At 42.4% G+C, this 24,248-nt stretch carries 22 protein-coding genes; 14 read left to right on the forward strand and 8 right to left on the reverse strand.

Annotated features, from left to right (window positions below):
• The first annotated feature begins 22 nt into the window (after positions 1 to 22).
• From K6V30_RS21915 to K6V30_RS21940, 6 genes are all read left to right on the forward strand, one after another.
• On the forward strand, positions 23 to 1,222 hold the full coding sequence (locus K6V30_RS21915) for an MFS transporter (protein WP_055270195.1): 1,200 nt from the start codon (positions 23 to 25) through the stop codon (positions 1,220 to 1,222).
• Positions 1,219 to 1,896 carry an endonuclease III gene (gene nth / locus K6V30_RS21920; RefSeq protein ID WP_010538902.1) on the forward strand — a complete coding sequence of 226 codons (678 nt, stop codon included), beginning with the start codon at positions 1,219 to 1,221 and terminating at the stop codon, positions 1,894 to 1,896. Before K6V30_RS21915 ends, nth begins: the two co-directional genes overlap by 4 nt.
• A 93-nt stretch (positions 1,897 to 1,989) precedes the next feature.
• Positions 1,990 to 3,249 carry a phosphoglycerate kinase gene (locus K6V30_RS21925; RefSeq protein WP_010538903.1) on the forward strand — a complete coding sequence of 420 codons (1,260 nt, stop codon included), beginning with the start codon at positions 1,990 to 1,992 and terminating at the stop codon, positions 3,247 to 3,249.
• An 83-nt stretch (positions 3,250 to 3,332) separates the two neighbouring features.
• A complete protein-coding gene (locus K6V30_RS21930) occupies positions 3,333 to 4,304 on the forward strand; it encodes an ABC transporter substrate-binding protein (RefSeq protein ID WP_029425646.1) in 972 nt (323 codons plus the stop codon).
• 11 nt (positions 4,305 to 4,315) lie between these two features.
• Positions 4,316 to 5,359 carry a porin gene (locus K6V30_RS21935; protein WP_022301437.1) on the forward strand — a complete coding sequence of 348 codons (1,044 nt, stop codon included), beginning with the start codon at positions 4,316 to 4,318 and terminating at the stop codon, positions 5,357 to 5,359.
• Positions 5,360 to 5,407: 48 nt separating this feature from the next.
• Entirely contained in the window at positions 5,408 to 7,612 is a 2,205-nt protein-coding gene (locus K6V30_RS21940) for a tetratricopeptide repeat protein (RefSeq protein WP_010538906.1), read from the forward strand.
• Here K6V30_RS21940 and K6V30_RS21945 read toward each other — a convergent pair.
• The 5 genes from K6V30_RS21945 to K6V30_RS21965 are packed head-to-tail and all read right to left on the reverse strand — an operon-like array spanning position 7,607 to position 10,390.
• Entirely contained in the window at positions 7,607 to 8,188 is a 582-nt protein-coding gene (locus K6V30_RS21945) for a Maf-like protein (protein WP_010538907.1), read from the reverse strand. The two genes, K6V30_RS21940 and K6V30_RS21945, sit on opposite strands and share 6 nt — an antisense overlap.
• A 23-nt stretch (positions 8,189 to 8,211) precedes the next feature.
• Entirely contained in the window at positions 8,212 to 8,733 is a 522-nt protein-coding gene (locus K6V30_RS21950; RefSeq protein WP_010538908.1) for a KdsC family phosphatase, read from the reverse strand.
• Positions 8,714 to 9,508 (reverse strand): Rossmann-like and DUF2520 domain-containing protein, encoded by a 795-nt coding sequence (locus tag K6V30_RS21955; RefSeq protein ID WP_010538909.1) that lies wholly within the window; start codon positions 9,506 to 9,508, stop codon positions 8,714 to 8,716. The genes K6V30_RS21950 and K6V30_RS21955 overlap by 20 nt, the downstream gene beginning before the upstream one ends.
• A gap of 7 nt (positions 9,509 to 9,515) precedes the next feature.
• Complete coding sequence (locus K6V30_RS21960; protein ID WP_010538910.1) at positions 9,516 to 9,851, reverse strand: hypothetical protein; 336 nt, start codon at positions 9,849 to 9,851, stop codon at positions 9,516 to 9,518.
• Between the two features lie 2 nt (positions 9,852 to 9,853).
• Positions 9,854 to 10,390, reverse strand: coding sequence for a nitroreductase family protein (locus tag K6V30_RS21965; protein WP_010538911.1), 537 nt, complete (start codon positions 10,388 to 10,390; stop codon positions 9,854 to 9,856).
• Positions 10,391 to 10,489: 99 nt separating this feature from the next.
• Here K6V30_RS21965 and K6V30_RS21970 point away from each other — a divergent pair, with 99 nt between their 5' ends.
• A complete protein-coding gene (locus tag K6V30_RS21970; protein ID WP_055270197.1) occupies positions 10,490 to 10,687 on the forward strand; it encodes a hypothetical protein in 198 nt (65 codons plus the stop codon).
• 105 nt (positions 10,688 to 10,792) lie between these two features.
• Here the strand turns inward: K6V30_RS21970 and K6V30_RS21975 are convergent, their stop codons facing one another.
• The 3 genes from K6V30_RS21975 to K6V30_RS21985 form a co-directional block, all read right to left on the reverse strand.
• Positions 10,793 to 11,335: a beta-class carbonic anhydrase gene (locus K6V30_RS21975; protein WP_010538913.1), complete on the reverse strand. Its 543-nt coding sequence runs from the start codon at positions 11,333 to 11,335 to the stop codon at positions 10,793 to 10,795.
• Between the two features lie 128 nt (positions 11,336 to 11,463).
• Positions 11,464 to 13,419 (reverse strand): RagB/SusD family nutrient uptake outer membrane protein, encoded by a 1,956-nt coding sequence (locus K6V30_RS21980; RefSeq protein WP_022301439.1) that lies wholly within the window; start codon positions 13,417 to 13,419, stop codon positions 11,464 to 11,466.
• Between the two features lie 11 nt (positions 13,420 to 13,430).
• Positions 13,431 to 16,625, reverse strand: coding sequence for a SusC/RagA family TonB-linked outer membrane protein (locus K6V30_RS21985; protein ID WP_022301440.1), 3,195 nt, complete (start codon positions 16,623 to 16,625; stop codon positions 13,431 to 13,433).
• 249 nt (positions 16,626 to 16,874) lie between these two features.
• On the opposite strand from K6V30_RS21985, the gene K6V30_RS21990 reads away from it, so the two are divergent.
• The 7 genes from K6V30_RS21990 (at position 16,875) to K6V30_RS22020 (ending at position 24,187) form a co-directional block, all read left to right on the forward strand.
• Positions 16,875 to 17,873 (forward strand): GNAT family N-acetyltransferase, encoded by a 999-nt coding sequence (locus K6V30_RS21990; protein ID WP_022301441.1) that lies wholly within the window; start codon positions 16,875 to 16,877, stop codon positions 17,871 to 17,873.
• A 172-nt stretch (positions 17,874 to 18,045) separates the two neighbouring features.
• Positions 18,046 to 18,450 (forward strand): methylmalonyl-CoA epimerase, encoded by a 405-nt coding sequence (gene mce / locus K6V30_RS21995; protein WP_010538917.1) that lies wholly within the window; start codon positions 18,046 to 18,048, stop codon positions 18,448 to 18,450.
• A gap of 30 nt (positions 18,451 to 18,480) precedes the next feature.
• The gene (locus tag K6V30_RS22000) at positions 18,481 to 20,034 is read left to right on the forward strand and encodes an acyl-CoA carboxylase subunit beta (protein ID WP_010538918.1); all 1,554 of its coding nucleotides are present in this window, start codon (positions 18,481 to 18,483) and stop codon (positions 20,032 to 20,034) included.
• A gap of 31 nt (positions 20,035 to 20,065) precedes the next feature.
• The gene (locus K6V30_RS22005) at positions 20,066 to 20,986 is read left to right on the forward strand and encodes an OadG family transporter subunit (RefSeq protein ID WP_010538919.1); all 921 of its coding nucleotides are present in this window, start codon (positions 20,066 to 20,068) and stop codon (positions 20,984 to 20,986) included.
• A 24-nt stretch (positions 20,987 to 21,010) separates the two neighbouring features.
• Positions 21,011 to 21,445: an acetyl-CoA carboxylase biotin carboxyl carrier protein gene (locus tag K6V30_RS22010; protein WP_010538920.1), complete on the forward strand. Its 435-nt coding sequence runs from the start codon at positions 21,011 to 21,013 to the stop codon at positions 21,443 to 21,445.
• Between the two features lies 1 nt (position 21,446).
• Entirely contained in the window at positions 21,447 to 22,607 is a 1,161-nt protein-coding gene (locus K6V30_RS22015; protein WP_010538921.1) for a sodium ion-translocating decarboxylase subunit beta, read from the forward strand.
• 245 nt (positions 22,608 to 22,852) lie between these two features.
• Complete coding sequence (locus K6V30_RS22020) at positions 22,853 to 24,187, forward strand: tetratricopeptide repeat protein (protein ID WP_055270199.1); 1,335 nt, start codon at positions 22,853 to 22,855, stop codon at positions 24,185 to 24,187.
• Positions 24,188 to 24,248 lie beyond the last annotated feature (61 nt).

The following is a 24,248-nucleotide window of genomic DNA, read 5'->3' on the forward strand; positions in this document are numbered from 1 at the left end:
AGTAAATTGAATGCTTATTATTATGGCAAAGGATAGACTCATTACTCCCGGTTATTGTTTCATCTTGGCAGCCAACTTCCTGCTCTACTTCGGTTTCTGGTTGCTGATTCCTGTTTTGCCGTTTTATTTATCCGAGTTTTTTCAGGCTGGAAATTCCACTATCGGCATCGTGCTTTCCTGTTATACGGTAGCTGCACTTTGTATTCGCCCGTTTTCTGGTTATCTGTTGGATACATTCGCCCGCAAGCCACTTTATCTCTTCGCTTATTTCATCTTTATGCTGATGTTTGCGGGATATCTTATTGCCGGTTCGCTCACCTTATTTATTATATTCCGAATTATTCATGGAGTCTCTTTCGGCATGGTCACGGTAGGCGGAAATACAGTAGTTATTGATATTATGCCTTCTTCCCGCAGAGGAGAGGGACTAGGATATTATGGACTGACCAATAATATCGCCATGTCCATCGGGCCGATGTTCGGGCTGTTCTTACATGACGGAGGAGTTTCTTTCGCCACTATATTTTGTTATGCGCTCGGTTCCTGTATGCTGGGATTCCTGTCTGCAAGTCTGGTAAAAACACCTTATAAACCGCCCGTGAAGCGAGAGCCGATTTCACTCGACCGTTTTATTTTATTGAAAGGAATGCCTGCGGGACTTAGCTTGCTGCTGCTCTCCATACCTTACGGAATGACCACCAACTACGTTGCCATGTATGCCCGGGAAATAGGAATTCATACACAAACAGGTTTCTTCTTTACCTTTATGGCGATTGGTATGGCGATTTCCCGAATATTTTCAGGCAAACTGGTAGACCGGGGAAAAATAACGCAAGTGATTGCCGCCGGACTTTATCTGGTTGTAGTCAGTTTCTTCCTGCTCGCATCCTGCGTGTACCTTATTCAATGGAATGATACAGTCTGTACCATACTGTTTTTCGGAATTGCCCTACTCATGGGTATCGGATTCGGAATTATGTTTCCGGCATTCAACACCCTGTTCGTGAATCTTGCTCCCAACAACCAGCGGGGGACAGCTACTTCTACTTACCTGACCTCATGGGACGTAGGAATCGGTATCGGTATGTTGACCGGAGGGTATATAGCCGAAATCTGTTCGTTTGACAAAGCGTATCTTTTCGGTGCCTGCCTGACAGTCGTCTCCGCTGTTTATTTCAAATTAAAAGTAACGCCTCACTACCATAAAAACAAACTAAGATGAGAAAGAAAGAACGTTATGAAAAAGTTATTGCCTGGTTTCAGGAAAATGTACCTGTAGCCGAAACAGAATTACATTATAATGATCCGTATGAATTGCTGATCGCCGTCATTCTCTCTGCACAATGTACGGATAAACGAGTGAATATGATCACTCCCCCTCTCTACAGGGACTTCCCTACCCCGGAAGCTCTCGCTGCCAGTACTCCGGAAGTTATTTTCGAATATATCCGGAGCGTGTCTTATCCGAATAACAAGGCCAAACATCTGGTAGGGATGGCCAAAATGCTGGTTAATGACTTCAATAGCAAAGTACCCGACAACATGGAGGATCTGATTAAACTCCCCGGTGTAGGAAGAAAGACCGCCAATGTGATTCAGTCCGTTGTATTCAATAAAGCGGCAATGGCGGTAGATACACACGTTTTCCGTGTCAGTCACCGTATCGGTCTGGTGCCGGACAGCTGTACGACTCCGTTCAGCGTAGAGAAAGAACTGGTAAAGAATATTCCGGAAAACTTAATTCCCATAGCCCATCACTGGCTTATTTTACACGGTCGTTATGTTTGTCAGGCACGTACCCCGAAATGTGACACCTGCGGTTTGCAAATGATGTGCAAATATTTCTGTAACACTTATAAAGTTACAAAAGAGGCACCAAAAGCCAAGAATAAATAACGATTTAATAGCAAGGAACCGAAATAAATAGTAACTTTGCGGTCGATCAAAAAAGAGAATATTAAAAACACTTTTAAATAAAAATAGAGTATTATGCAGACAATTGACAAATTCAATTTTGCCGGTAAAAAGGCATTTGTTCGCGTGGACTTCAATGTACCCCTGGACGAAAACTTCAACATTACAGATGACACTCGTATGCGTGCAGCTCTTCCTACTTTGAAGAAGATTTTGGCTGACGGCGGTAGCATCATCATCGGTTCTCACTTGGGCCGTCCGAAAGGCGTTGCCGACAAATTCTCTTTGAAACATATCATCAAACATCTGTCTGAACTGCTGGGCGTTGAAGTTCAGTTCGCTAACGACTGCATGGGCGAAGAAGCTGCAGTAAAAGCTGCTGCTCTGCAACCGGGAGAAGTTCTGTTGCTCGAAAACCTTCGCTTCTATGCTGAAGAAGAAGGCAAGCCAAGAGGTTTGGCTGAAGATGCTACAGACGAAGAAAAAGCGGCTGCAAAGAAAGCTGTAAAAGAAAGCCAGAAAGAATTTACCAAGAAATTGGCTTCTTACGCTGACTGTTACGTAAACGACGCGTTCGGTACAGCTCACCGCGCACACGCTTCTACAGCTCTGATCGCTAAATACTTCGATACCAACAATAAGATGTTTGGTTACCTGATGGAAAAAGAAGTAAAAGCTGTTGATAAAGTATTGAACGACATCAAACGCCCGTTCACTGCTATCATGGGTGGTTCTAAAGTTTCTTCCAAAATCGAAATCATCGAAAACCTGTTGAACAAGGTAGACAACCTGATCATTGCAGGTGGTATGACTTATACATTTACTAAAGCAATGGGTGGTAAAATCGGTATCTCTATCTGTGAGGACGATAAACTTGACCTGGCTTTAGATCTGATCAAGAAAGCTAAAGAAAAAGGTGTAAACCTTGTATTGGCTGTTGACGCCAAGATCGCTGACGCTTTCTCTAACGACGCTAACACTCAGTTCTGTGCTGTTGACGAAATTCCTGACGGATGGGAAGGTCTTGACATCGGTCCTAAGACTGAAGAAATCTTCGCTAACGTAATCAAAGAATCCAAGACTATTCTTTGGAACGGTCCTACAGGCGTATTCGAATTCGAAAACTTCACTCACGGCTCACGTGCAGTAGGTGAAGCTATCGTTGAAGCAACTAAGAACGGTGCCTTCTCACTTGTGGGTGGTGGCGACTCTGTAGCTTGTGTCAACAAGTTTGGTCTGGCTAGCGGCGTATCTTATGTTTCTACAGGTGGTGGCGCATTGCTCGAAGCAATCGAAGGAAAAGTTCTTCCGGGTATCGCCGCTATTAATGAATAATGATTTAGTACTATTAAGTGTTACAAGGGCAGTTCTTTGTGAAAAGAGTTGCCCTTATTTATACCTTATCCATCCATTCAGGCATGAAGAGAGCGGCACTCATATTCTGTATCCTCCTTTTCTTCCTTTATTCTTGCCAAAGAAAAAAAGGAGAAAGTGTCTTTTTGCCTTCAACGGAATTGCAACCACTCACGCTGGGAATACTTCCGACGCTGGACGGACTTCCCTTTCACATAGCCAAAGCACAAGGAATCTACGACTCTTTGGGCTTGGATATAACCATTCTTCCTTTCAATTCCGCCAATGACCGCGACGCAGCTTTTCAAACCCAATCAATAGATGGCATGATTACTGACTATCTCAGTGCGGTAACTCAACAGGCTATCCACCATACCGACTTAGGAATCATACTGAAGAATGACGGTTATTTCTGTTTTATCGTCTCCAAAGAGAACGGCATCAACCAACTTCAAGAACTCAAAGAAAGAAATATTGCTGTCTCACGCAATACCATTATCGAATATGCAACCGAGCAGCTACTGAACAAAGCAGGAATCAGCCAAGCCGAAGTGAACAAACCGGAAATAGCCCAGCTTCCTCTCCGCCTGCAAATGCTTCAATACGATCAGATTGACGCATCTTTCCTCCCCGACCCGGCAGCCTCTATTGCAATGAATGCCCGGCACCGGTCTCTGATAAGTACACAGGAATTGGGAATTGACTTCACCACTACTGCCTTCTCCCGAAAAGCGATCAACGAAAAAAGAAAAGAAATCGAACTACTAATCACCGGATATAATCTGGGAATAGACTATATAAAAATGCACCCTCAAAAAGAATGGAAACAGGTATTGATAGAGATCGGTGTCCCGGAAAACCTGACCGGCCTCATCGCACTTCCTGTTTACAGAAAAGCGGAGCGGGCCTCAGCTGACGACCTAGATAAAGCAGTATCCTGGCTGAAAGCAAACAACCGGATATCTCAGACATATTCCGACCATCATCATCTGATAGATACAACTTTTATAAAAACAAATTCAACCACTATCAAATAACAACAAGTCACATGCGAAAAACACTCTTACAACTCTCAATGATCGCGTTCATTCTGTCCGGTATACAGAATACGCTCACAGCACAGGAGAAAACACCATTGAACCAAGTTGTCAATACGCTGAAAGAACGGATCAGTCTGGCCGGTTATGCACAACTGGGGTACACATACGATGACGCTGCCAATCCGGACAACACATTCGACATCAAACGGATCATCTTCATGGCACACGGTAAAATCACCGACAGATGGACATGCGATTTTATGTATGACTTCTACAATGGCGGCATGTTGCTCGAAGTATATACGGATTACCGGATTTTCTCCGGACTTACAGCACGTATCGGAGAATTTAAAGTACCTTATACCATTGAGAACGAGTTGTCTCCCACCACAGTAGAATTGATCAACTGTTATTCGCAGTCAGTCTGCTATCTGGCAGGAGTCAGCGGTAGTGACAAATGTTATGGGATGACTTCCGGACGAGACATTGGTATGATGATTCACGGAAAACTTTTTCATGATTTCCTGCAATACAAATTTGCCGTCATGAACGGACAGGGGCTAAATACCAAAGATAAAAACAGTCAGAAAGATGTAGTCGGCAATCTGATGGTGTATCCTAACAAATGGCTATCCGTAGGAGGATCTTTCATTCGGGGGACCGGGCATGCCATAGCCGACTCGCAATATTCAGGAATCAAAACAGGAGAAAATTACGCAAAGAAACGTATGAGCCTGGGAGGTGTCGTCACGACTTCCGCTTTCAATTTCCGTACGGAATATCTCGCAGGAAAAGACAAAAACGTAAAAAGTGAAGGATTCTATGCGACAGGCAGCGTACGTTTAGTACAAAATTTCGATTTCATTGCCTCTTTCGATTATTTCAATCCGAACAAGGCGGCTGATTTCAAACAAAATAATTACATTGCCGGACTACAATACTGGTTTTACCCCAGATGTCGTGTACAGGCACAATATACTTTTTGTGATAAAAAAGGAGACGGACAGAAGGATTCTAATATGATACAGGCACAGGTGCAAGTCAGATTCTAACTTTTTGGCATCCTTTTTGTTCTATTACATATAAATAATTGAACCATTATGAACGAAAAAACGATCAATGAACAATACGCCTATATACGCTCTCTACTAGAAGAAAAAAGACTTAAGGAAGCTCTGATGCAGTTGGAGTCCCTGCTCTGGCAATGTCCGGACTGGGATTTACGTAACCGTATGGAGCAGCTGCAAACCTCCTACAAGTATATGCTGGAGTATATGCGCCAGGGAGCGAATGACCCTGAACGCTGGAATGTATACAGAAAACTTGTGGCTGATACATGGGAAATAGCCGACCGTTCGCGCCTGCTCATGCTGGATAACGCCTCATCAAGATATTATCACGAGGTACGCCGTACTCCCCGATCGGAAGATTTGTCAGCATACACTCTAAAAAAACTGCTGCATATGCTGGAGTCATTCAATGACGACTTGGCAGTCAGCGGGCTGTTATCCGACGAGAAAATGGACGATGTACTGAAACGGCATGAAGATACACTCAAATTTATGTTTCTGCAAACATGGACCAACAGTTCATGGACTCCTGAAGAGGAAGAGGATGCACAATCCATGCTTATCTCCGAACTGTTGCCGGTGAACGACCTGTGCCTGTTTATCAGTGCTGTTACATTAAGTCTGATGGAATGCTTTGACTTGCGTAAAGTTATGTGGTTGCTAGACGCTTACCGCCACCCGGACGTCAATGCCAGCCAACGTGCACTGGTAGGTGTGATTTTCATTTTCCATATCTATAGAAACCGTCTTTCCCTCTACCCCGACCTGATCAAAAGGGTTGAGTTCATGGATGAGATTTCTTCCTTCCAAGAGGATGTGGCACGCATCTATCACCAGATGTTATTATGTCAGGAAACGGAAAAGATAGACAAGAAAATGAGAGAAGAAATCATTCCCGAGATGTTGAAGAATGTTTCGTCTATGCGAAACATGAGATTCGGCTTTGAGGAGAATGAGGAAGAGAATGATGACAAGAACCCGGATTGGGCGGATGCTTTCGAACAGTCGGGTCTGGGAGACAAATTGCGCGAAATGAATGAATTGCAACTGGAAGGGGCCGATGTATATATGAGTACATTTGCGGCACTCAAAAGCTATCCGTTTTTTCGGGAAGTACAGAATTGGTTTTACCCATTCAGTAAGCAACAGTCTGATGTCATCAAACAACTAAAACAGGAAGGAAACGAAAAAAACACATTACTGGATTTAATTCTCCAATCAGGATTTTTCAGTAACAGCGATAAATATTCACTCTTCTTTACGATCCGGCAGCTGCCTAAAGCTCAACAAGACATGATGCTGAGTCAACTTGGAGAGCAACAAGTGGCGGAACTGTCTGAAAAATCGAACGCGGAAACAATGAAGAAATTCAATGAACGACCGGGAACAGTCAGCAATCAATATCTGCACGATCTGTACCGTTTCTTCAAACTTAGCGTACGCCGTCATGAGTTCAGAGATATCTTCAAAGAGAAACTCGATTTGCATCACATTCCTGCACTTAATAACGTACTGTATAATGAATATATCCTATTCCCGATTGCTGATTTCTATTTAAAGAAAGAACGTTGGAATGAAGCGATAGAAGTGTATGAGGAAATGGAAACGATCGGAGCACTGAAAGGAAGAGGTGCGGAATATTATCAGAAACTGGGATATGCTCTGCAAAAAAACAAGAAGTATGCAGAAGCCATCGATGCTTATCTGAAAGCAGATACATTGAAACCGGATAATATTTGGAACAACCGCCATCTGGCTATCTGTTACCGGCTAAACCGAAATTATCAGGCAGCACTGAGCTACTATAAAAAGGTGGAAGAAGCTACACCGGAAAGCACCAATGTTATTTTCCACATCGGCAGTTGCCTGGCTGAACTCGGTCAATACGAAGAAGCAGCCAATTATTTTTTCAAACTGGATTTCATCGAAAGCAATTGTATAAAAGCATGGCGTGGTATCGGATGGTGTTCATTCATCAGCCGGAAGTACGAACAAGCAATGAAATATTACGAAAAAATCATCGGACAGAAGCCATTGGCCATCGACTATATGAACGCCGGACATGTCGCTTGGGCAATGGGAGATATCCAGAAAGCAGCCGCTTTATATGGTAAGTCAATTACGGCCAATGGAAACCGTGAACGCTTCCTGGAAATGTTCCGGAAAGACGAGGAAGCTCTTCTCAAACAAGGTATTCAAGAAGAGGATATCCCGTTAATGTTGGATTTATTATAATTTCTTCAGCTCCCCGTACAGTTTCTGTATGGGGAGTCCCATTATATTGTAGAAGCTGCCGGAAATAGACTTTACCCCTATATATCCGATCCATTCCTGCACCCCATAAGCTCCCGCTTTATCCATAGGCTGATACTTATCCACATAATACTGAATTTCTTCTTCGGACAAGGCATCAAATTCCACATCAGATGCAGCTGTAAAACTCTTCTGCCATTCAGTGGTCGTGAGACAAACGCCGGTAAAAACCTGATGCGATTTACCGGATAAAGAACGAAGCATTTCAACGGCTCCTTCCCTGCCTTCCGGCTTTCCAAGTACTTTTCCATCCAGCCAGACAATGGTATCTGCCGTAATCAGCAGTTCTCCCGGTTGCATAATGGCCCGGTAAGCGTCTGCCTTTTCACGGGAAATATATGCCGGTATCTCAGCGCCGGACAGATCGGCAGGATATGATTCGTCCACATCCGGCAATGTTCTGACCACATAGTCTACCCCCAAGCCTGACATCAATTCTTTCCGACGGGGAGAGTTGGAGGCTAATATAATCTGATACTTATCTAAATTTTCAAGCATGTTTTCAGTTACAATTTAGTTATTTACCAACCGAAGGCATCTTCTGCCATCCATTTACCATGAGCTTTCAACACTTGCTCCACCACATCACGACCGCAACCACGACCGCCATCTGCATAAGATATATACTTTGCAACCGACTTTACCTCCGGAACAGCATCTTTAGGACAACAAGGCAGCCCGCACTCACACATCACTTCCATATCTGGTACATCATCACCCATATAGAGTATTTCGTCATCAGACAAGCCGTATTTATCACGGAAGTCACGGTAATCATGGATTTTAACGGCAGAGCCCATATACAAATCCTTTACTCCTAATGCTGCAAAACGGATACGTACCGCTTCTGTCCTCCCACCGGTAATGATAGCAATATGAAGCCCTTTCTTTACCGCCAGTTGGATGGCATAGCCGTCTTTGATATTTACTGTACGCATCGGTTCTCCGGAAGGATGCAGCGGAACTGTTGTCGAACTCAGGACCCCGTCCACATCAAAAGCCAGCGCTTTGATACGGGATAGATCATAATTGATGGTGCTCATGGATACTTTTACTCATTAATTTATAAATTTCCTGCAATGCCGGAGTGTCTTCCAGCATAGAAAGATGTTTATTGATCACATTCTCGTCGTAACGTACAGCCGGTCCGGTCTGCGCATCACAAGGAGGCAGTTCATGTACTTTACGTGCCGTCTCGTCAATCAGAGGAAGCATCACATCAAAAGGCAAATGATACTTTTCCAGCAGTTCGGCAGCGAGGGCATACATGTGATTCGTAAAGTTACAAGTAAAGACCGCAGCCAGATGAAGGCTCCTGCGCTGCTCGGAATCGGCTTCGTACACCTTTTCAGAGAGCGTACCGGCAACAGCTTTCAACAATTCGACGTCCTCCGGCCTTTTGGCCTCAATAAAGAAAGGTACTTCCCGAAAGTCAACCGCCCGTTGTTTGCTAAATGTCTGCATGGGATAAAATACTCCGTAACGCTCCGCATAACCTTCCCAAATGTTCATCGGGATACTGCCTGCTGTATGTACCAACAGTGCATGTTGTTTCCCTTCAGTTATTTGAGGCAAAAGTTCTACGAAAGCGGCATCTTTCAATGAAATAATATATAATCTTGCTTCTTTCGAAACCTCCTTTAAGTCGGTAATATATTCTGCTTCTACCTCATCGGCCAGGGTACGTGCCGATTCCTCTGTCCGACTGTATACCTGCACAATACGGAATCCTTTCCTGTAAAGTGCTTTTGCCAGATTAGTCGCCAGATTTCCGGCACCGAGAAACACAATAGGTGTATCTTCTATACTTCTTTTCATTGTTTCTTCAACGTTTTGAGACCCAAAATAAAATAATTCCGATGATCAATAATGCCAGTGGCAACAGATAGCCGGACAATGAACCCAGCAATGACATCACCAGACCGATATTCATCACCAACCAAAGTCCCAACAGCACAAAACCAACCGACTTATCGCGTTTGAATATCAAAAAACAAATAGAGGCATACAACAATAAATTGTCCTTATTCATCACCCAAGACAAACCGATAGAGGCGAAAGGAAGTAGTTTATTGATCAGAAAAAGAGTTCCGATGACAATAAAGGTGACGGCAGTTGCCTTATAAGTATCTTTATTATTATTGGCTTTGACAGCTCCCATCGTTATTTTCCTCCGAACTTATTGATATGAATTTTCTCCCATTGGAGATGTTCTTCGTTGAATGGTTTACGTTCCATCCCTTTATGCCCGATAGCAATTACGGAAAGAATCTGAAGCTGTAAAGGAATATCCAGAATTCCATGAATAAATTCATCTGAAGGCATTCCTGTTGCGGTGAAACGCTCGCGAACCTGCACCCAGCAGCTGCCCAATCCTAAATCTTCCGCCTGCAACTGTATCATGATGGAAGCAATAGAAGCATCTTCAATCCAGACATCACTCGCCAACGGATCTGCCATCACGACAATAGCCAAAGCAGCGTCTGCGATGAAAGAAGAGGCCTGTTCCTTGCAATGAGACAGTTCTTTCAGCATTTCTTTATCATCGACTACTACAAACTGCCAGCTATTACTGCGCTTGGAGCTAGGTGACATCAAGGCAGCCTTCATCAAAGCTACGACCTCATCCTGAGTCAACTCCTCATCAGTAAATTTGCGCATACTACGGCGATTCTTTATCAGTTCACTGAAATTTTCCATATTATTTCCGTTTTCATTTAATTTATGTATGCAAAGATAACGCAAACCAACCGTAATCAGAAATGAAATTGTATCTTTGCACTGAGAAATATATTCATTATGAAAAAACGAATTACACAAGACGATTACATTAAAGCGAATCGTAAAGCCAGCCGTGAGGCAGAAATTAAAGAACACGGGCACCCCGTTTGTTACAAACGAGTACATGAGGCAAAGAAAGTATATAATCGCAGAAAGATAAAGGCAGCCGATAAAAAGCTGCCTTATTTTTTTGTACTCAGGATAGTGACGCTATGAGGCAGACATAGTGACGCTATCCGACGCTTATAGTGACGGTATCACAACAGGATAGCGTCACCATAATCACAGGCCACTTTCAACGGAACCAGAACAATAACTTTCCTATACAATACGAGTTAATTCTCCGGTAGTAGAATCTATAATAAATCCATAAACCTTCACGTCTGACGGAATCAAAGGATGGCGTACGATAAAATCGACAGTACCCCTTACAGACTTTTCGGTATCTTCAAACCCATCCAGCCAACTGTGAAAATCGACTCCACAGAAACGCATCATATCAATATAATCAGCTTTAATGCCACGCGCCTTCATTTTTTCGAGCATTTCTTCGCTATGCATATGGCATGCACCACAGTCTGAATGAGCAATCACCATTATTTCTTCCACACCCAGCTCAAAGATGCCAACCAGTAAACTACGAATGACGCTGCCGAAAGGATGGGAAATAACACCTCCCGCATTTTTGATCATTTTCACGTCTCCGTTTTTAATGCCCAGTGCAGCAGGAAGCAATGCTGTCAAACGGGTATCCATACAAGATAAGATCGCTATTTTTTTATCAGGATATTTATTGGTAATATACTTTTCATATCCTTTGTTCTCAACGAACTGTTTGTTATAAGCAAGTATTTCATCTAACATAATCGTAACGCTTTTAGAAATGTTTTGTTGATACGCAAAAATAAGAAAAAGTATGCATAAATAATAAAGCCGGACAGGAATAATTCCTGTCCGGCTTTATTATTTATAATCGATTATTAAGTAATAGACTAATAACCAGGATTCTGACCAAACTCTGCCGGATTATTAATAGCCTCCAGATACTTGGTAGGAATAGGACGCAGATAGAAATCTTTCTTAAAGCTTTCAGCAGCACGTTTGTTGTAGCTAGCCAAGCGAGTTTCAAAAGCTCCGTTACGTTTCAGCAAATACCAACGGGAACACTCACCGCAAAGCTCACGGGCATACTCATCGAAAACATAATTCAGGTCAACCTGTGACTCACTTACAGTACCGGCACCGGCACGCGTACGGAGTACATTGATATATCCTGCAGCATCTCCCTTATTCAGACGAACAGACGCTTCGGCTGCAATCAGGTAAACCTCTGCCATACGCATTATCATCACATCAATCGTTTTTTTCTGAACATTTGCACCTACAAATTTATTACCCGGCATATTGAACTTTGAAAGAGCCGGATAGATAGACAACCACAATGAACTACCCGTACTAGGTTTATCATAAGTAGCACGTGCCGTACCATTCTCATCATATAAGTCATATACATTAAGAACCAAGCCCGGATATTGAGTTTTTTCCTCTTCTGTCAAAGTCTTCAAAGAACAATAAATGGCATATTGATGAGCCTCAGCCGGATCTAAAGGCAGGGCAGGATGAAGGATGTTACCTTCTGTTTTCTCCTGAGTAGTTTTAGTTGTTCCATCTGTATTCCAGATAGCCAACTGACAGTAATTAGCGTCATTTGTACTATTGGATTCTAAATTAAAATGAGGATACACTTTCTTGCCTATATTAGATGCCGGAATACCAAACTTAGTAGCAAGCGTGCTTGTGATTTCTTTAGCACACGCAGAACCTCCATACTCATAAGTGGCCCCCCATGCCGGTATGGAATAAGACGAGTAAGCAGAGATAAATGAATAACGAAAACGAGTGTCATTCATATCAGCCGCAAAACAGTCCATCAGGTATTTGGAAGGCAAGAAGATATTACTATTAGGACGACCATAAACAAAGTTTGAAGTTTTGTCTACCAATCCCAAATCCGTATACGTTCCTAAAGAAGGTAAGAAATGACGGAACATTTCACTCTGTGAGTAGTTACCATTAGTGTAAGCATCTGAATTTCTTTCAGCACCCGCAGCAATAAACAAGGCTTCTTTATTGTCACGATTATTATTCTCATTGAATACATCGGCAAAGGTGGGATGCATATACCACTCATAAGTCGCTTTGTTATTAATCATGGTTGTTGCTGTATCATAAGCTTTTTCCAGAAAGCTGACTCCATCGGTATCTTTCAAATCATAGCCGGCACCATTAATGTATGCACGGGCCAATAATCCCATAGCCGATTTCTTCGTAACACGACTATAGTAGTCACTGAAACTTACGGGTAAATTCTCTACGGCAAATTTCAAGTCTTCGATAATAGCAGCATAAATTTCGGGGACGGTGGAACGATGAGCCGCAAAAGAAATATTCTCACTGTCAGCAGCTTTCAACTGCAAATCGATATTGCCAAACTGTTCCACAAGATTCATATAATAGTAAGCACGCAGACATCTGGCCTGTGCCACACATTCTTTGATATCATTCTCATCTCCTGTTACATTCTCTGCTCCATCAATTACAATATTACAGCTATTAATGCACAGATAAGAATATTGCCACACTTTATAATAATAGCTATCATCGGTTTTCATGCCGTTATAACTATGGTAACGTTGATAACTGGAACCCGATTTCGGTTCTTCCCAAATATCAGTACCCGCTTCGGTACAAACCAGGTAATCACTACTTTGATAGATATTATTGATCAAGGCTGTATAACACGAGTTAGTAAATGCCTTATAAGTTTCCAATGTATAAGAACCATCGGAGAACTGCCCCGAGTTGTTGGGGTTCACTTCATCAAGACTGCAAGAGCCCCAAGAAAAAACTCCGGCAACAAGTAGAACTAAACTATATATCTTTTTCATATTGCTATTTTTTAGAAAGTTAAATTAAGACCAAATATGCAATCACGAGACAATGGGAAGTTAATGCTGCCGTTCATTTCCGGGTCGTAATTCTTCACATATTTGCTTGGCGAATAAGTAAACAGATTGGTCATTGTCGCATAAATTCTCAAGTTACTGATACCAAAACGTTTTGTAAGTTTACCAGGCAGCGTATAGCCTAATGTTACGTTTTTCAGTTTAAAGAATGAACCATCCACATAATACATAGAATCATATCCCTCATACGCACTTCTATCCTTAGTCTGGTCAATAGCATAGAACAAAACATTCTGATCTGCCTCGATTGTCTTATCATAGTAAGTAAAATAAGTAGGAATGTTATAATCCGGATTAGGTGAATATTTACCTATTACACTACCATAGTTCATCATCTGTCCCCAACGTGCGTAAAGGAAGATAGACAAATCAAAGTCTTTGTACCTGAAGTTGTTTTTGAAACCCAGCGTCCAGTCCGGAGTATTACGTCCTATTACCTGACGGTCATAATCCGCACGCACACTGTAGGGGTTTTCTGCAGTAATATCAACGCGCTCTCCTTCAGGATTCATATAGTAGTAACCATTTCCGTCTTTTTTCACACTAGGTAAATCCAGCTTAATATCACCCGGTTCGCACCCGAACAAAGCGGCAGTTTCTTTTTCGCTATACTGCCAAATACCAAGTACCTTATATTTATAGAAAGAACCGACTCCCTCACCTACTTTAAACACCATGTCCCCCTTCTTTGCATTGAACATCATATCCTGCCCATCAATCAAAGATTTTATTTTTTCTTTGTTAGCAGTAAATGTCACTGTTGAACTCCAAGTGAAGTCCTTCTTCACAATATTGCGGGTATTAAGAGCCATTTCAATACCACGATTTTCTGTTTCAGCAGCATTCTTATTCATTTTATAAGGAATACTGCCGTTATAATTACCCATAATAGAAGTTGGCAATGCTTGCGAAAGAATAACATCCGTTGTCTTTGTCTTATATAAATCCAATGTCAGATCAATACGATTATTTAGAAAGCTGGCATCAATACCAATATTCAAGTCATGGGTCTTTTCCCAAGTTAGATTGCGGTTAGTAATATATTCCGTAAATTTAGCTGACGGAACAGTCATACCACCCAAAGAAGTAGTTACATTTTCCAAAGATGCCATTGAGCTATACTCAGCGATACCGGCAGTAGTTCCGGCAACACCATAACCGACACGCAATTTCAAGTTATCCAGCCAGTTCTTTGTTCCAGCCATGAATGCTTCATCTGAAATTCTCCAGCCTACGGAAACAGCAGGGAACAGATTCCATCTGTTGTCCTTTGACAAACGAGAATCTGCTTCATAACGACCGGAAGCAGAGAACAAGTATTTACCTTTATATGAGTAATTGACACGTCCGATAAAGCCCATTCCTTTGGACATCAGATATTTGCTGCTCAGTTTCTTATTATCAGCATTCTGTAATGCATACCACAACATATCATTCGTTGCCGGATTCTCACCATAGACATAATACTCCTCACTCTGATTATAATTCCAGGAGGTAACACCTGTCACAGTCAGGTCATGATCTTTATTAAAAGTATTGTGGTAAGCAACGATATTTTCCCATTTATAATTATAACCTGTCTTATTGGTAGCTTCACCATACGCAACCGTACTACCTTTCAACACATTATAAGAACCTTCTCCCATAAATTTACCTGAACGGGATTGAGAATAACTGCCACCAAGTTGAGACTTAACAGATAAACCTTTTACCGGTTTCCATTCAAGATAAGCGTCAACGTACGCCTTTCCTGCTTTTGTATTGTTCTTATAAACCCCATCCTGTTCATCTGCCAATGGATTCGGGTCTGATGATGAACCGGGAATCGGGAATTCTGTGATAGAACCATCTTCATTGTAAGGAACGCCCAAAGGTGTAGAGAACAACGCTCTTTCTAAAACCGCATTCCGCGAATTCTTGTTGGAGAAAGATGCCTGAACATTAATACCGGCATTAATCCACTTATTGATTTCCTGATCTATACGGACACGGGTAGAGTATACTTTGTAGTTATCATTTTCGTACATACTCTTCTCATCAGTGTAGTTCAGTGAGAAATAAGCTTTCGTCTTCTCAGTCCCCCCTGCTACAGAAATACTATAGTTCTGCTTCAAACCTGAATGTAAAACTTCATCTCCCCAATTTACCCATTGGTTATTTTTGATAGCATCATATCTTTCACCAAAAATTTCTTCCTCATTCGTAGTACCGACAGGCTTATATGAATCTTTTATATAATTAAGATATGAGTCACCTGTACGCATTTTAGGAACTCGGGCACCCAAAGTAGTTCCGGCATAAGCATTGAAATTGATGACCGGCTTTCCACTCTTAGCTCCTTTTGTTGTCACAATAATAACACCATTTGCACCACTTGAACCGTAGATAGCGGTAGAAGAAGCATCTTTCAATACTTCAATAGATTCAATATCATTGGGATTCAATGTAGCAATATCACCCGGCATGCCATCAATAATATAAGTCGGTTTGAATGCACTGGAAGAAATATTACCATCATCATCCAACTGTAAAGAACGGGTACCACGCAACTGAACTGTTGGTGACGAACCCGCCTGACCGGAAGAATTAGTGATGTCCAGACCTGCAATTTTACCTTGCAACGCATCCATCGGATTCACTCCCGGATTCATGGTAATATCTTCCGATTTTACAGAAGCCACAGCACCTGTCAAATCACGTTTCTTCACTGCACCATAACCAATAACTACGACCTCATCCAAAGCTTGTGTATCTGGCACCATCTTTAGATTCAGCGGTGCATTTCCGGTCACTGCAACAGTTTGCTCTTTATATCCTATATAAGAAACAACCAATTCTTTACTTCCAGCCGGAAGATTAATCGAAAATTTACCATCAAAATCAGTAATTGTACCTGTGCTCGTACCTTTCACCACAATAGAAACACCAATCAACGGTTCTCCATTTTCATCCAAGACAGTTCCTTTCACAGTCTTTGTTTGCATGACGGCTTGCACGGTAGTATCATTCACTCCATTTTCTGCATAAGCAGATATGGCAGAGGGGGCACACAATAAAGTCAACCCCAAAATCATGGAAACGCGTCTATGCTGTGTCTTCCAAGCTTCAACAAATGCATTCTCTCTCATTCGTCTTAATTTAAAGTTAATATTAATTTTCTTTGTTTAGTAAAATACAATTAGAGTAAATCTTTTACATAGACGTTTCCATTTTACTTCTGTACTCACAAAAAGATGGCAATAATACGAAAATTCGCTTTTCCAACTCCTTTTTTCCTCAAATATATGAAGAGAACAAAAAGACAAACTTTAGGGTAAACCAACAAAATCTCTTTTTTTTTGTTGAATGAAGAATAAAAAGTGTAAATTTGTAATTGGATGCCACTTAAACTAACGACATATTACCGCGGAAAAGATATTCCCGACTTACCGGGGAATAACACATTCCATTCCAAGGAGTTGTTTCAGATCTATGAATCGACTCCAGGGTACACTCCACTGCTGATAGTGGCGACAGAAGAAGGCAGACCGGTGGCACGTCTGCTTGCTGCCATACGCAAGACCAAAAAGTGGCTCCCCTCCTCCCTTGTCAAACAATGTGTAGTATATGGTGCAGGCGAATTTCTGAACAACTCTCTCCCGGCAAGTAAAGAGAAAGAAGAAGAAATTTTCGGTGAAATGCTGGAACATCTTACTCAGGAAGCGTCGCGCACCTGTATTCTTATTGAATTTCGCAATCTGGATAATTCAATGTTCGGCTATCGTTTTTTTCGGAAGAACGACTTTTTCCCGGTCAACTGGCTGCGTGTCCGCAATTCTCTGCACAGTACACAGAAAGCAGAAGATCGTTTCAGCCCGTCTCGTATCCGGCAAATCAAAAAGGGACTCAAAAACGGAGCGAAAGTAGAAGAAGCTCATACGGTGGAAGAAATTAAGGAATTCTCTCGAATGTTGCACAAGGTTTATTCTTCACGGATACGGAGATACTTCCCTGCCAATGACTTTTTCCGCCATATGAACAGCATGCTTATCAAAGGCAAACAGGCAAAAATATTCATAGTAAAATACAAAGAAAAAATTATCGGTGGTTCCGTCTGCATATACTCCGGAGACAATGCCTTTATCTGGTTTTCGGGAGGAATGCGAAAGACATACGCACTGCAATCGCCCGGCATACTGGCCGTGTGGAAAGCACTTGAAGATGCCCATGAACGGGGATTCCGCCACATGGAGTTTATGGATGTAGGACTTCCTTTCCGCAAGCACGGTTATCGCGATTTTGTGCTCCGATTCGGAGGCAAACAAAGTAGTACCCGCCGTTGGTTCCGCATCAGCTGGACATGGCTGAATAATCTTTTGGTCAAATTTTATGTCTAAATGTAATCTCAAGATTACAAAACCCATCTTTAGCATCCATCCGGAGCATTTTTTATGCTTTATTCCCCAATAATTAAATGCTGAAATATTTCTTTATTAGACAAGAAATGTCTTTCTTTGTGCTGTTTTATGCCATATAAGCACATAATTAAACCATATAAAAAATATAGTTATGAAGATTTCACACATTGAGCATCTGGGCATTGCTGTTAAAAGCATCGAAGAAGCCCTTCCTTACTACGAGAACGTATTAGGTCTGAAATGTTACAACATCGAGACAGTAGAAGATCAAAAAGTAAGAACCGCTTTTTTAAAGGTAGGTGAAACAAAAATCGAATTGTTGGAACCGACTTGCCCCGAAAGTACCATTGCCAAATTTATTGAAAACAAAGGTGTAGGTGTTCATCACGTAGCATTTGCCGTAGAAGATGGCGTAGCTAATGCTTTGGCAGAAGCAGAAAGCAAAGAAATCCGCCTGATTGACAAGGCTCCCCGTAAAGGTGCCGAAGGTCTGAATATCGCTTTCCTTCACCCGAAATCAACACTGGGTGTGCTGACAGAACTCTGCGAACACTAATCATAAACTCTAAAAAAACAACAAGAACTCATGAGTAATCAACTTGAAAAAATTAAAGAGCTTATTGAACGCCGTGCCGTTGCACGCATCGGAGGCGGCGAAAAAGCAATTGCGAAGCAACATGAAAAAGGGAAATACACAGCGCGTGAGCGTATAGCCATGCTGTTGGATGAGGGTAGCTTCGAAGAAATGGACATGTTCGTTGAGCACAGATGCACGAACTTCGGCATGGAGAAAAAACACTATCCGGGTGATGGTGTAGTTACCGGTTGCGGTACTATCGAAGGTCGTCTCGTATATCTTTTTGCACAGGACTTTACCGTTACTGCAGGTTCACTGTCGGAAACTATGTCACTGAAGATCTGTAAGATTATGGATCAGGCAATGAAGATGGGTGCTCCTTGTATCGGTATCAACGACTCGGGTGGTGCACGTATCCAGGAAGGTATTAACGCTTTGGCAGGTTACGCAGAAATCTTCCAGCGCAATATCCTTGCTTCGGGTGTCATTCCACAGATTTCCGGTATCTTTGGTCCTTGTGCCGGTGGTGCCGTTTATTCTCCGGCACTGACTGACTTCACACTGATGATGGAAGGTACTTCCTACATGTTCCTTACAGGTCCGAAAGTAGTGAAAACTGTTACCGGTGAGGACGTAAGCCAGGAAAACCTCGGCGGAGCAAGCGTTCACTCTACCAAATCGGGCGTTACTCATTTCACTGCAAAAACAGAAGAAGAAGGTCTGGCATTGATCCGCACATTGCTAAGCTATATTCCTCAAAATAATCTTGAAGAAGCTCCATACGTGGATTGCACAGATCCAATCGATCGTCTGGAAGATTCTCTGAACGATATTATTCCTGATAGTCCTAACAAACCGTATGACATGTACGAAGTAATCAGCGCTATCGTGGACAATGGTGAATTCCTGGAAATCCAGAAAGATTACGCCAAAAATATTATTATCGGTTTTGCCCGTTTCAACGGCCAGTCGGTAGGTATCGTGGCTAATCAGCCTAAGTATCTTGCCGGTGTACTTGACAGTAACGCATCCCGTAAAGGCGCACGCTTCGTTCGTTTTTGCGATGCTTTCAATATTCCTATCGTATCGCTGGTAGACGTACCGGGATTCCTTCCGGGAACAGGCCAGGAATACAATGGCGTTATTCTTCATGGTGCTAAGTTGCTGTATGCTTATGGCGAAGCTACTGTACCTAAAGTAACTATCACATTGCGTAAATCCTATGGTGGTTCTCACATCGTAATGAGTTGTAAACAACTTCGTGGTGATATGAACTATGCATGGCCGACAGCAGAAATCGCTGTAATGGGTGGTGCCGGCGCAGTAGAAGTATTGTACGCACGTGAAGCAAAAGAACAGGAAAATCCGGCTCAGTTCCTTGCCGAAAAAGAAGCAGAATATACAAAACTGTTTGCTAACCCTTATAATGCTGCCAAATATGGTTACATTGATGATGTAATCGAACCACGTAACACTCGTTTCCGTGTTATCCGTGCTTTGCAGCAGTTACAGACAAAGAAACTGTCTAACCCAGCAAAGAAACATGGTAATATTCCGTTGTAATCTAACTTTTCACATTAAAACAAGAACGATTATGAACAAAACCAAAATCGGAATATTCTTTTCTTTACTGTTGCTGATTGGATTGACTTCCTGCGGTGAGCAAAAGTCAAACAATAAGCTAATGCTGAACGAAGTCCTGATAGACAATCAAAATAACTTTCAGGATGACTACGGTTTGCACAGTGCATGGATTGAAATATTCAACAGATCATACGGTAGTGCAGACTTGGCAGGTTGCTTGCTGAAGGTGAGCAGTCAGCCGGGTGATACAATTACCTATTTTATCCCGAAAGGTGATGTACTAACTTTGGTGAAACCACGCCAACACGCTCTGTTTTGGGCAGATGGCGAGCCCAATCGTGGTACTTTCCACACCAGCTTCAAACTGAATCCTGAAACAGCCAACTGGATCGGTCTTTTTGATTCCGGCAGAAATATAATTGACCAGATCGTAGTTCCGGCAAATGCACTGGGACCTGACCAATCTTACGCACGCGTAAGCGACGGAGTAGCTGACTGGGAAGTGAAAGGTGGAAGCAGTGATAAATATGTAACCCCGAGCACCAACAATAAGACTCTTAACAGCAATGCTAAGATGGAAAAATTCGAAGAACATGACTCTGCCGGCATTGGTATGTCTATTTCGGCCATGAGTGTAGTATTTTGCGGATTGATTCTTCTCTTCATTGCTTTCAAAGTTGTAGGTAAGGTTGCGGTCAATTTGAGCAAACGCAATGCGATGAAGGCTAAAGGCATCGACAAAGTCGAGGCGAAAGAGCTTTCACAAGCTCCGGGTGAAGTTTATGCTGCAATTTCTATGGCGCTACACGAGATGCAGGATGAGGTGCACGATGTAGAAGAAACGGTACTGACCATCACTCGCGTGAAACGCAGTTATTCACCGTGGAGCTCGAAGATTTACACCTTGCGTGAAAATCCTAACAGAAAGTAAATCATTCCCTAAAAAGATAAAACGATGAAAGAATATAAATATAAAATCAACGGTAACTCATATAAAGTAACCATCGGAGATATTGAAGATAATATCGCTCATGTAGAAGTGAACGGTACGCATTACAAAGTAGAAATGGAGAAACAACCGAAAACGACTCCCAAACCGGCAGTAGTGCGTCCTTTACCTAACTCACCGGCTGCACCGACTACCCAAGTAGTGAAACCAGCAGCTCCTTCTACCGGCAAATCGGGTGTCAAGTCCCCACTGCCAGGCGTTATCCTTGACATCAAAGTAAATGTAGGTGATACAGTGAAGAAAGGCCAAACTATCATTATATTGGAAGCCATGAAAATGGAAAACAATATCAATGCAGACAAAGACGGCAAAGTGACTGCCATCAATGTCAACAAGGGAGATTCTGTTCTTGAAGGTAATGACCTCGTAATTATTGAATAATATGGGAGATTTTATTAACTTTTTAGGAAATAACCTTGCCGACTTCTGGACTTATACGGGATTTGCCAATGCGACAATTGGGCATGTCGTGATGCTCCTCGTTGGTTTGTTCTTCATCTATTTGGCTATAGCCAAAGAGTTCGAACCGATGTTGTTAATTCCTATCGGATTCGGTATCCTGATCGGTAACATACCTTTCAATATGGATGCCGGACTAAAAGTCGGTATATATGAAGAAGGTTCTGTATTGAACATATTGTATCAGGGAGTAACATCCGGCTGGTATCCGCCGCTCATCTTCTTGGGCATCGGTGCTATGACTGACTTCTCGGCACTGATCTCCAATCCGAAGTTGATGCTGATCGGTGCAGCTGCTCAGTTTGGTATCTTCGGTGCATATATGATCGCATTGGAAATGGGCTTTGACCCGATGCAAGCCGGTGCTATTGGTATCATCGGTGGTGCAGACGGTCCGACGGCCATCTTCCTTTCGTCCAAACTTGCACCTAACTTAATGGGAGCCATTGCGGTATCCGCCTACTCTTATATGGCGTTAGTTCCGGTGATACAGCCACCTATCATGCGTCTGCTCACCACCAAACACGAACGTGTGATCCGCATGAGACCGCCACGTGCCGTTTCTCACACAGAGAAAGTGATTTTCCCGATTATCGGTCTGTTGCTGACTTGCTTCCTGGTTCCTTCCGGTCTGCCTCTGTTGGGTATGCTGTTCTTCGGTAACCTGTTGAAAGAAAGTGGTGTAACCCGTCGTCTGGCCAATACAGCCAGCGGTCCGTTGATTGATACGATCACTATCTTATTAGGTTTGACAGTAGGTGCTTCTACTCAGGCATCTGAGTTCCTGACACTCGATTCTATCAAGATCTTTGCTCTGGGTGCATTGTCATTTATCATTGCTACCGCTTCAGGCGTGTTGTTCGTTAAGATATTCAACATCTTCCTCAAGAAAGATAATAAGATCAATCCGTTGATCGGTAACGCAGGTGTATCTGCTGTTCCCGACTCTGCACGTATCTCACAAGTTATCGGTCTGGAATACGATCCTACCAACTACTTGTTGATGCATGCTATGGGTCCGAACGTAGCAGGTGTAATCGGTTCAGCTGTTGCCGCCGGTATCCTGTTAGGATTCTTAATGTAAGGAAGCAAGATAGTCCTGCCGGGTTTCCATTCGGAGACCGGGACAAAATACTGGATGCGGATATTGCATATAAAACGGCAATATCCGCATTTTTTATACGGTATACAATCCTTTATTCTGAGTTTCACTGTGTTATCTTCTCTTATCATTCCGTTAATCTATTCCAAAAACGCTACGAATAATTCGTAATTACAATATTTTTTAGCATCTTGCGTCTTTGTTACGACACACTAAAATAAAGATTTATGAAACGGATTATTCTTCTCACCCTCCTTTGTACCACCACCATATTGATGGCGCAACGTATAAATCATATTCAGGAAGCAATAGCAGACTACGATTATGAGACAGCACTCATTCTCATCGCCAAAGAAAAAACCACCATTCCCCTACTCTTGCAAAAAGGTAAAGCACAACGGGGACTTGGACTGAACGCGGAAGCACTTTCCACTTATCAGGAAATCATAGCCAACGATACAGCCAATACCCGTGCATACATTGAGGCAGCCGAATGCTGCCGGTCATTAGCCAAGAATCAACAAGCACTAAAATATTATGAGCAAGCACTCGATCTGAATCCGGAAAATAAATATGTACGTATTCAATACATCGGGTTATTATTATCTTTGCAGAAATTTCAAGAAGCTTTAGGAGAAAGTAGCCTGATGACAGAAAAAGACAGTTCCGCCATTGCCTTGCATCTGCAAGCGCAAAGTTTCGAAGGTATGGAAGAATTTTTGCCTGCTACAGGTTGCTACTATAATATACAAGAAAAATATCCCGACGACTATCTTGCTGCTGCCAAACTCGGCGCATTGAATATAGCCGGCTCTTATTTCGATGAAGCAATCGAAGCTACAGAAAAATATCGCCGGATTGACACGACCAATGTCGCCGTTAATCGCCAGAATGCACTGGCATATTGCCTGAATAAGGATTATCCCACTGCCATTCAACGTTATGAATATCTGGTGAGTCAAGGCGACAGCTCCTTCCATACCTGCTATTATCTGGGCATCAGTTATTATGCGGAAGAGAAATACTACGAAGCACATGACTTTCTGGAAGCCGCCCGAAAATATGATCCTGAAAACGTAAATCTACTCTATTATCTCGGGCGTGCCTGCGCCAAGACTTCATGGAAAAAGTCAGGTGTAGAGTATCTTGAGAAGGCAATTGACCTGAGCATTCCTAAAGACAGTAACATGACGCGGCTCTATATAGGCATGACCGACTGCTACAAAATGGCAGAGATGCCCAAAGAGCAGATTGAATCTATCAGAGAACGTTATCGGAAATACGACAAGCAAAATCATAAGTTATTGTATGATATGGCATTCATCTATTTCTATTCGCTGAAAGATAAGAAAAACACCGAACGCTGCCTGGAAACATTCTTAAAAACACGTCCGAAGGAAGAGAAGGAAGAAGAAGCGAAACTAAACGAAAGAGGTGAACTCGTCTTAGACACTAAGAATTACTACAATGCTGCTGCCAACTGGCTGAAAGACATTCAAAGTAAACAAAAGATAGAAGATTTCTTTTTGGGAGGAAATGTACCCGCTAAAAAAACGGAATAAACAAGTGAAAGCATAAAAAAGGCTGCAACCGTCAAACGATTGCAGCCTTTCTATTATATAA

Origin of the sequence: Bacteroides faecis (genome assembly GCF_020091505.1) — a bacterium.
GTDB classification, from domain to species: domain Bacteria; phylum Bacteroidota; class Bacteroidia; order Bacteroidales; family Bacteroidaceae; genus Bacteroides; species Bacteroides faecis.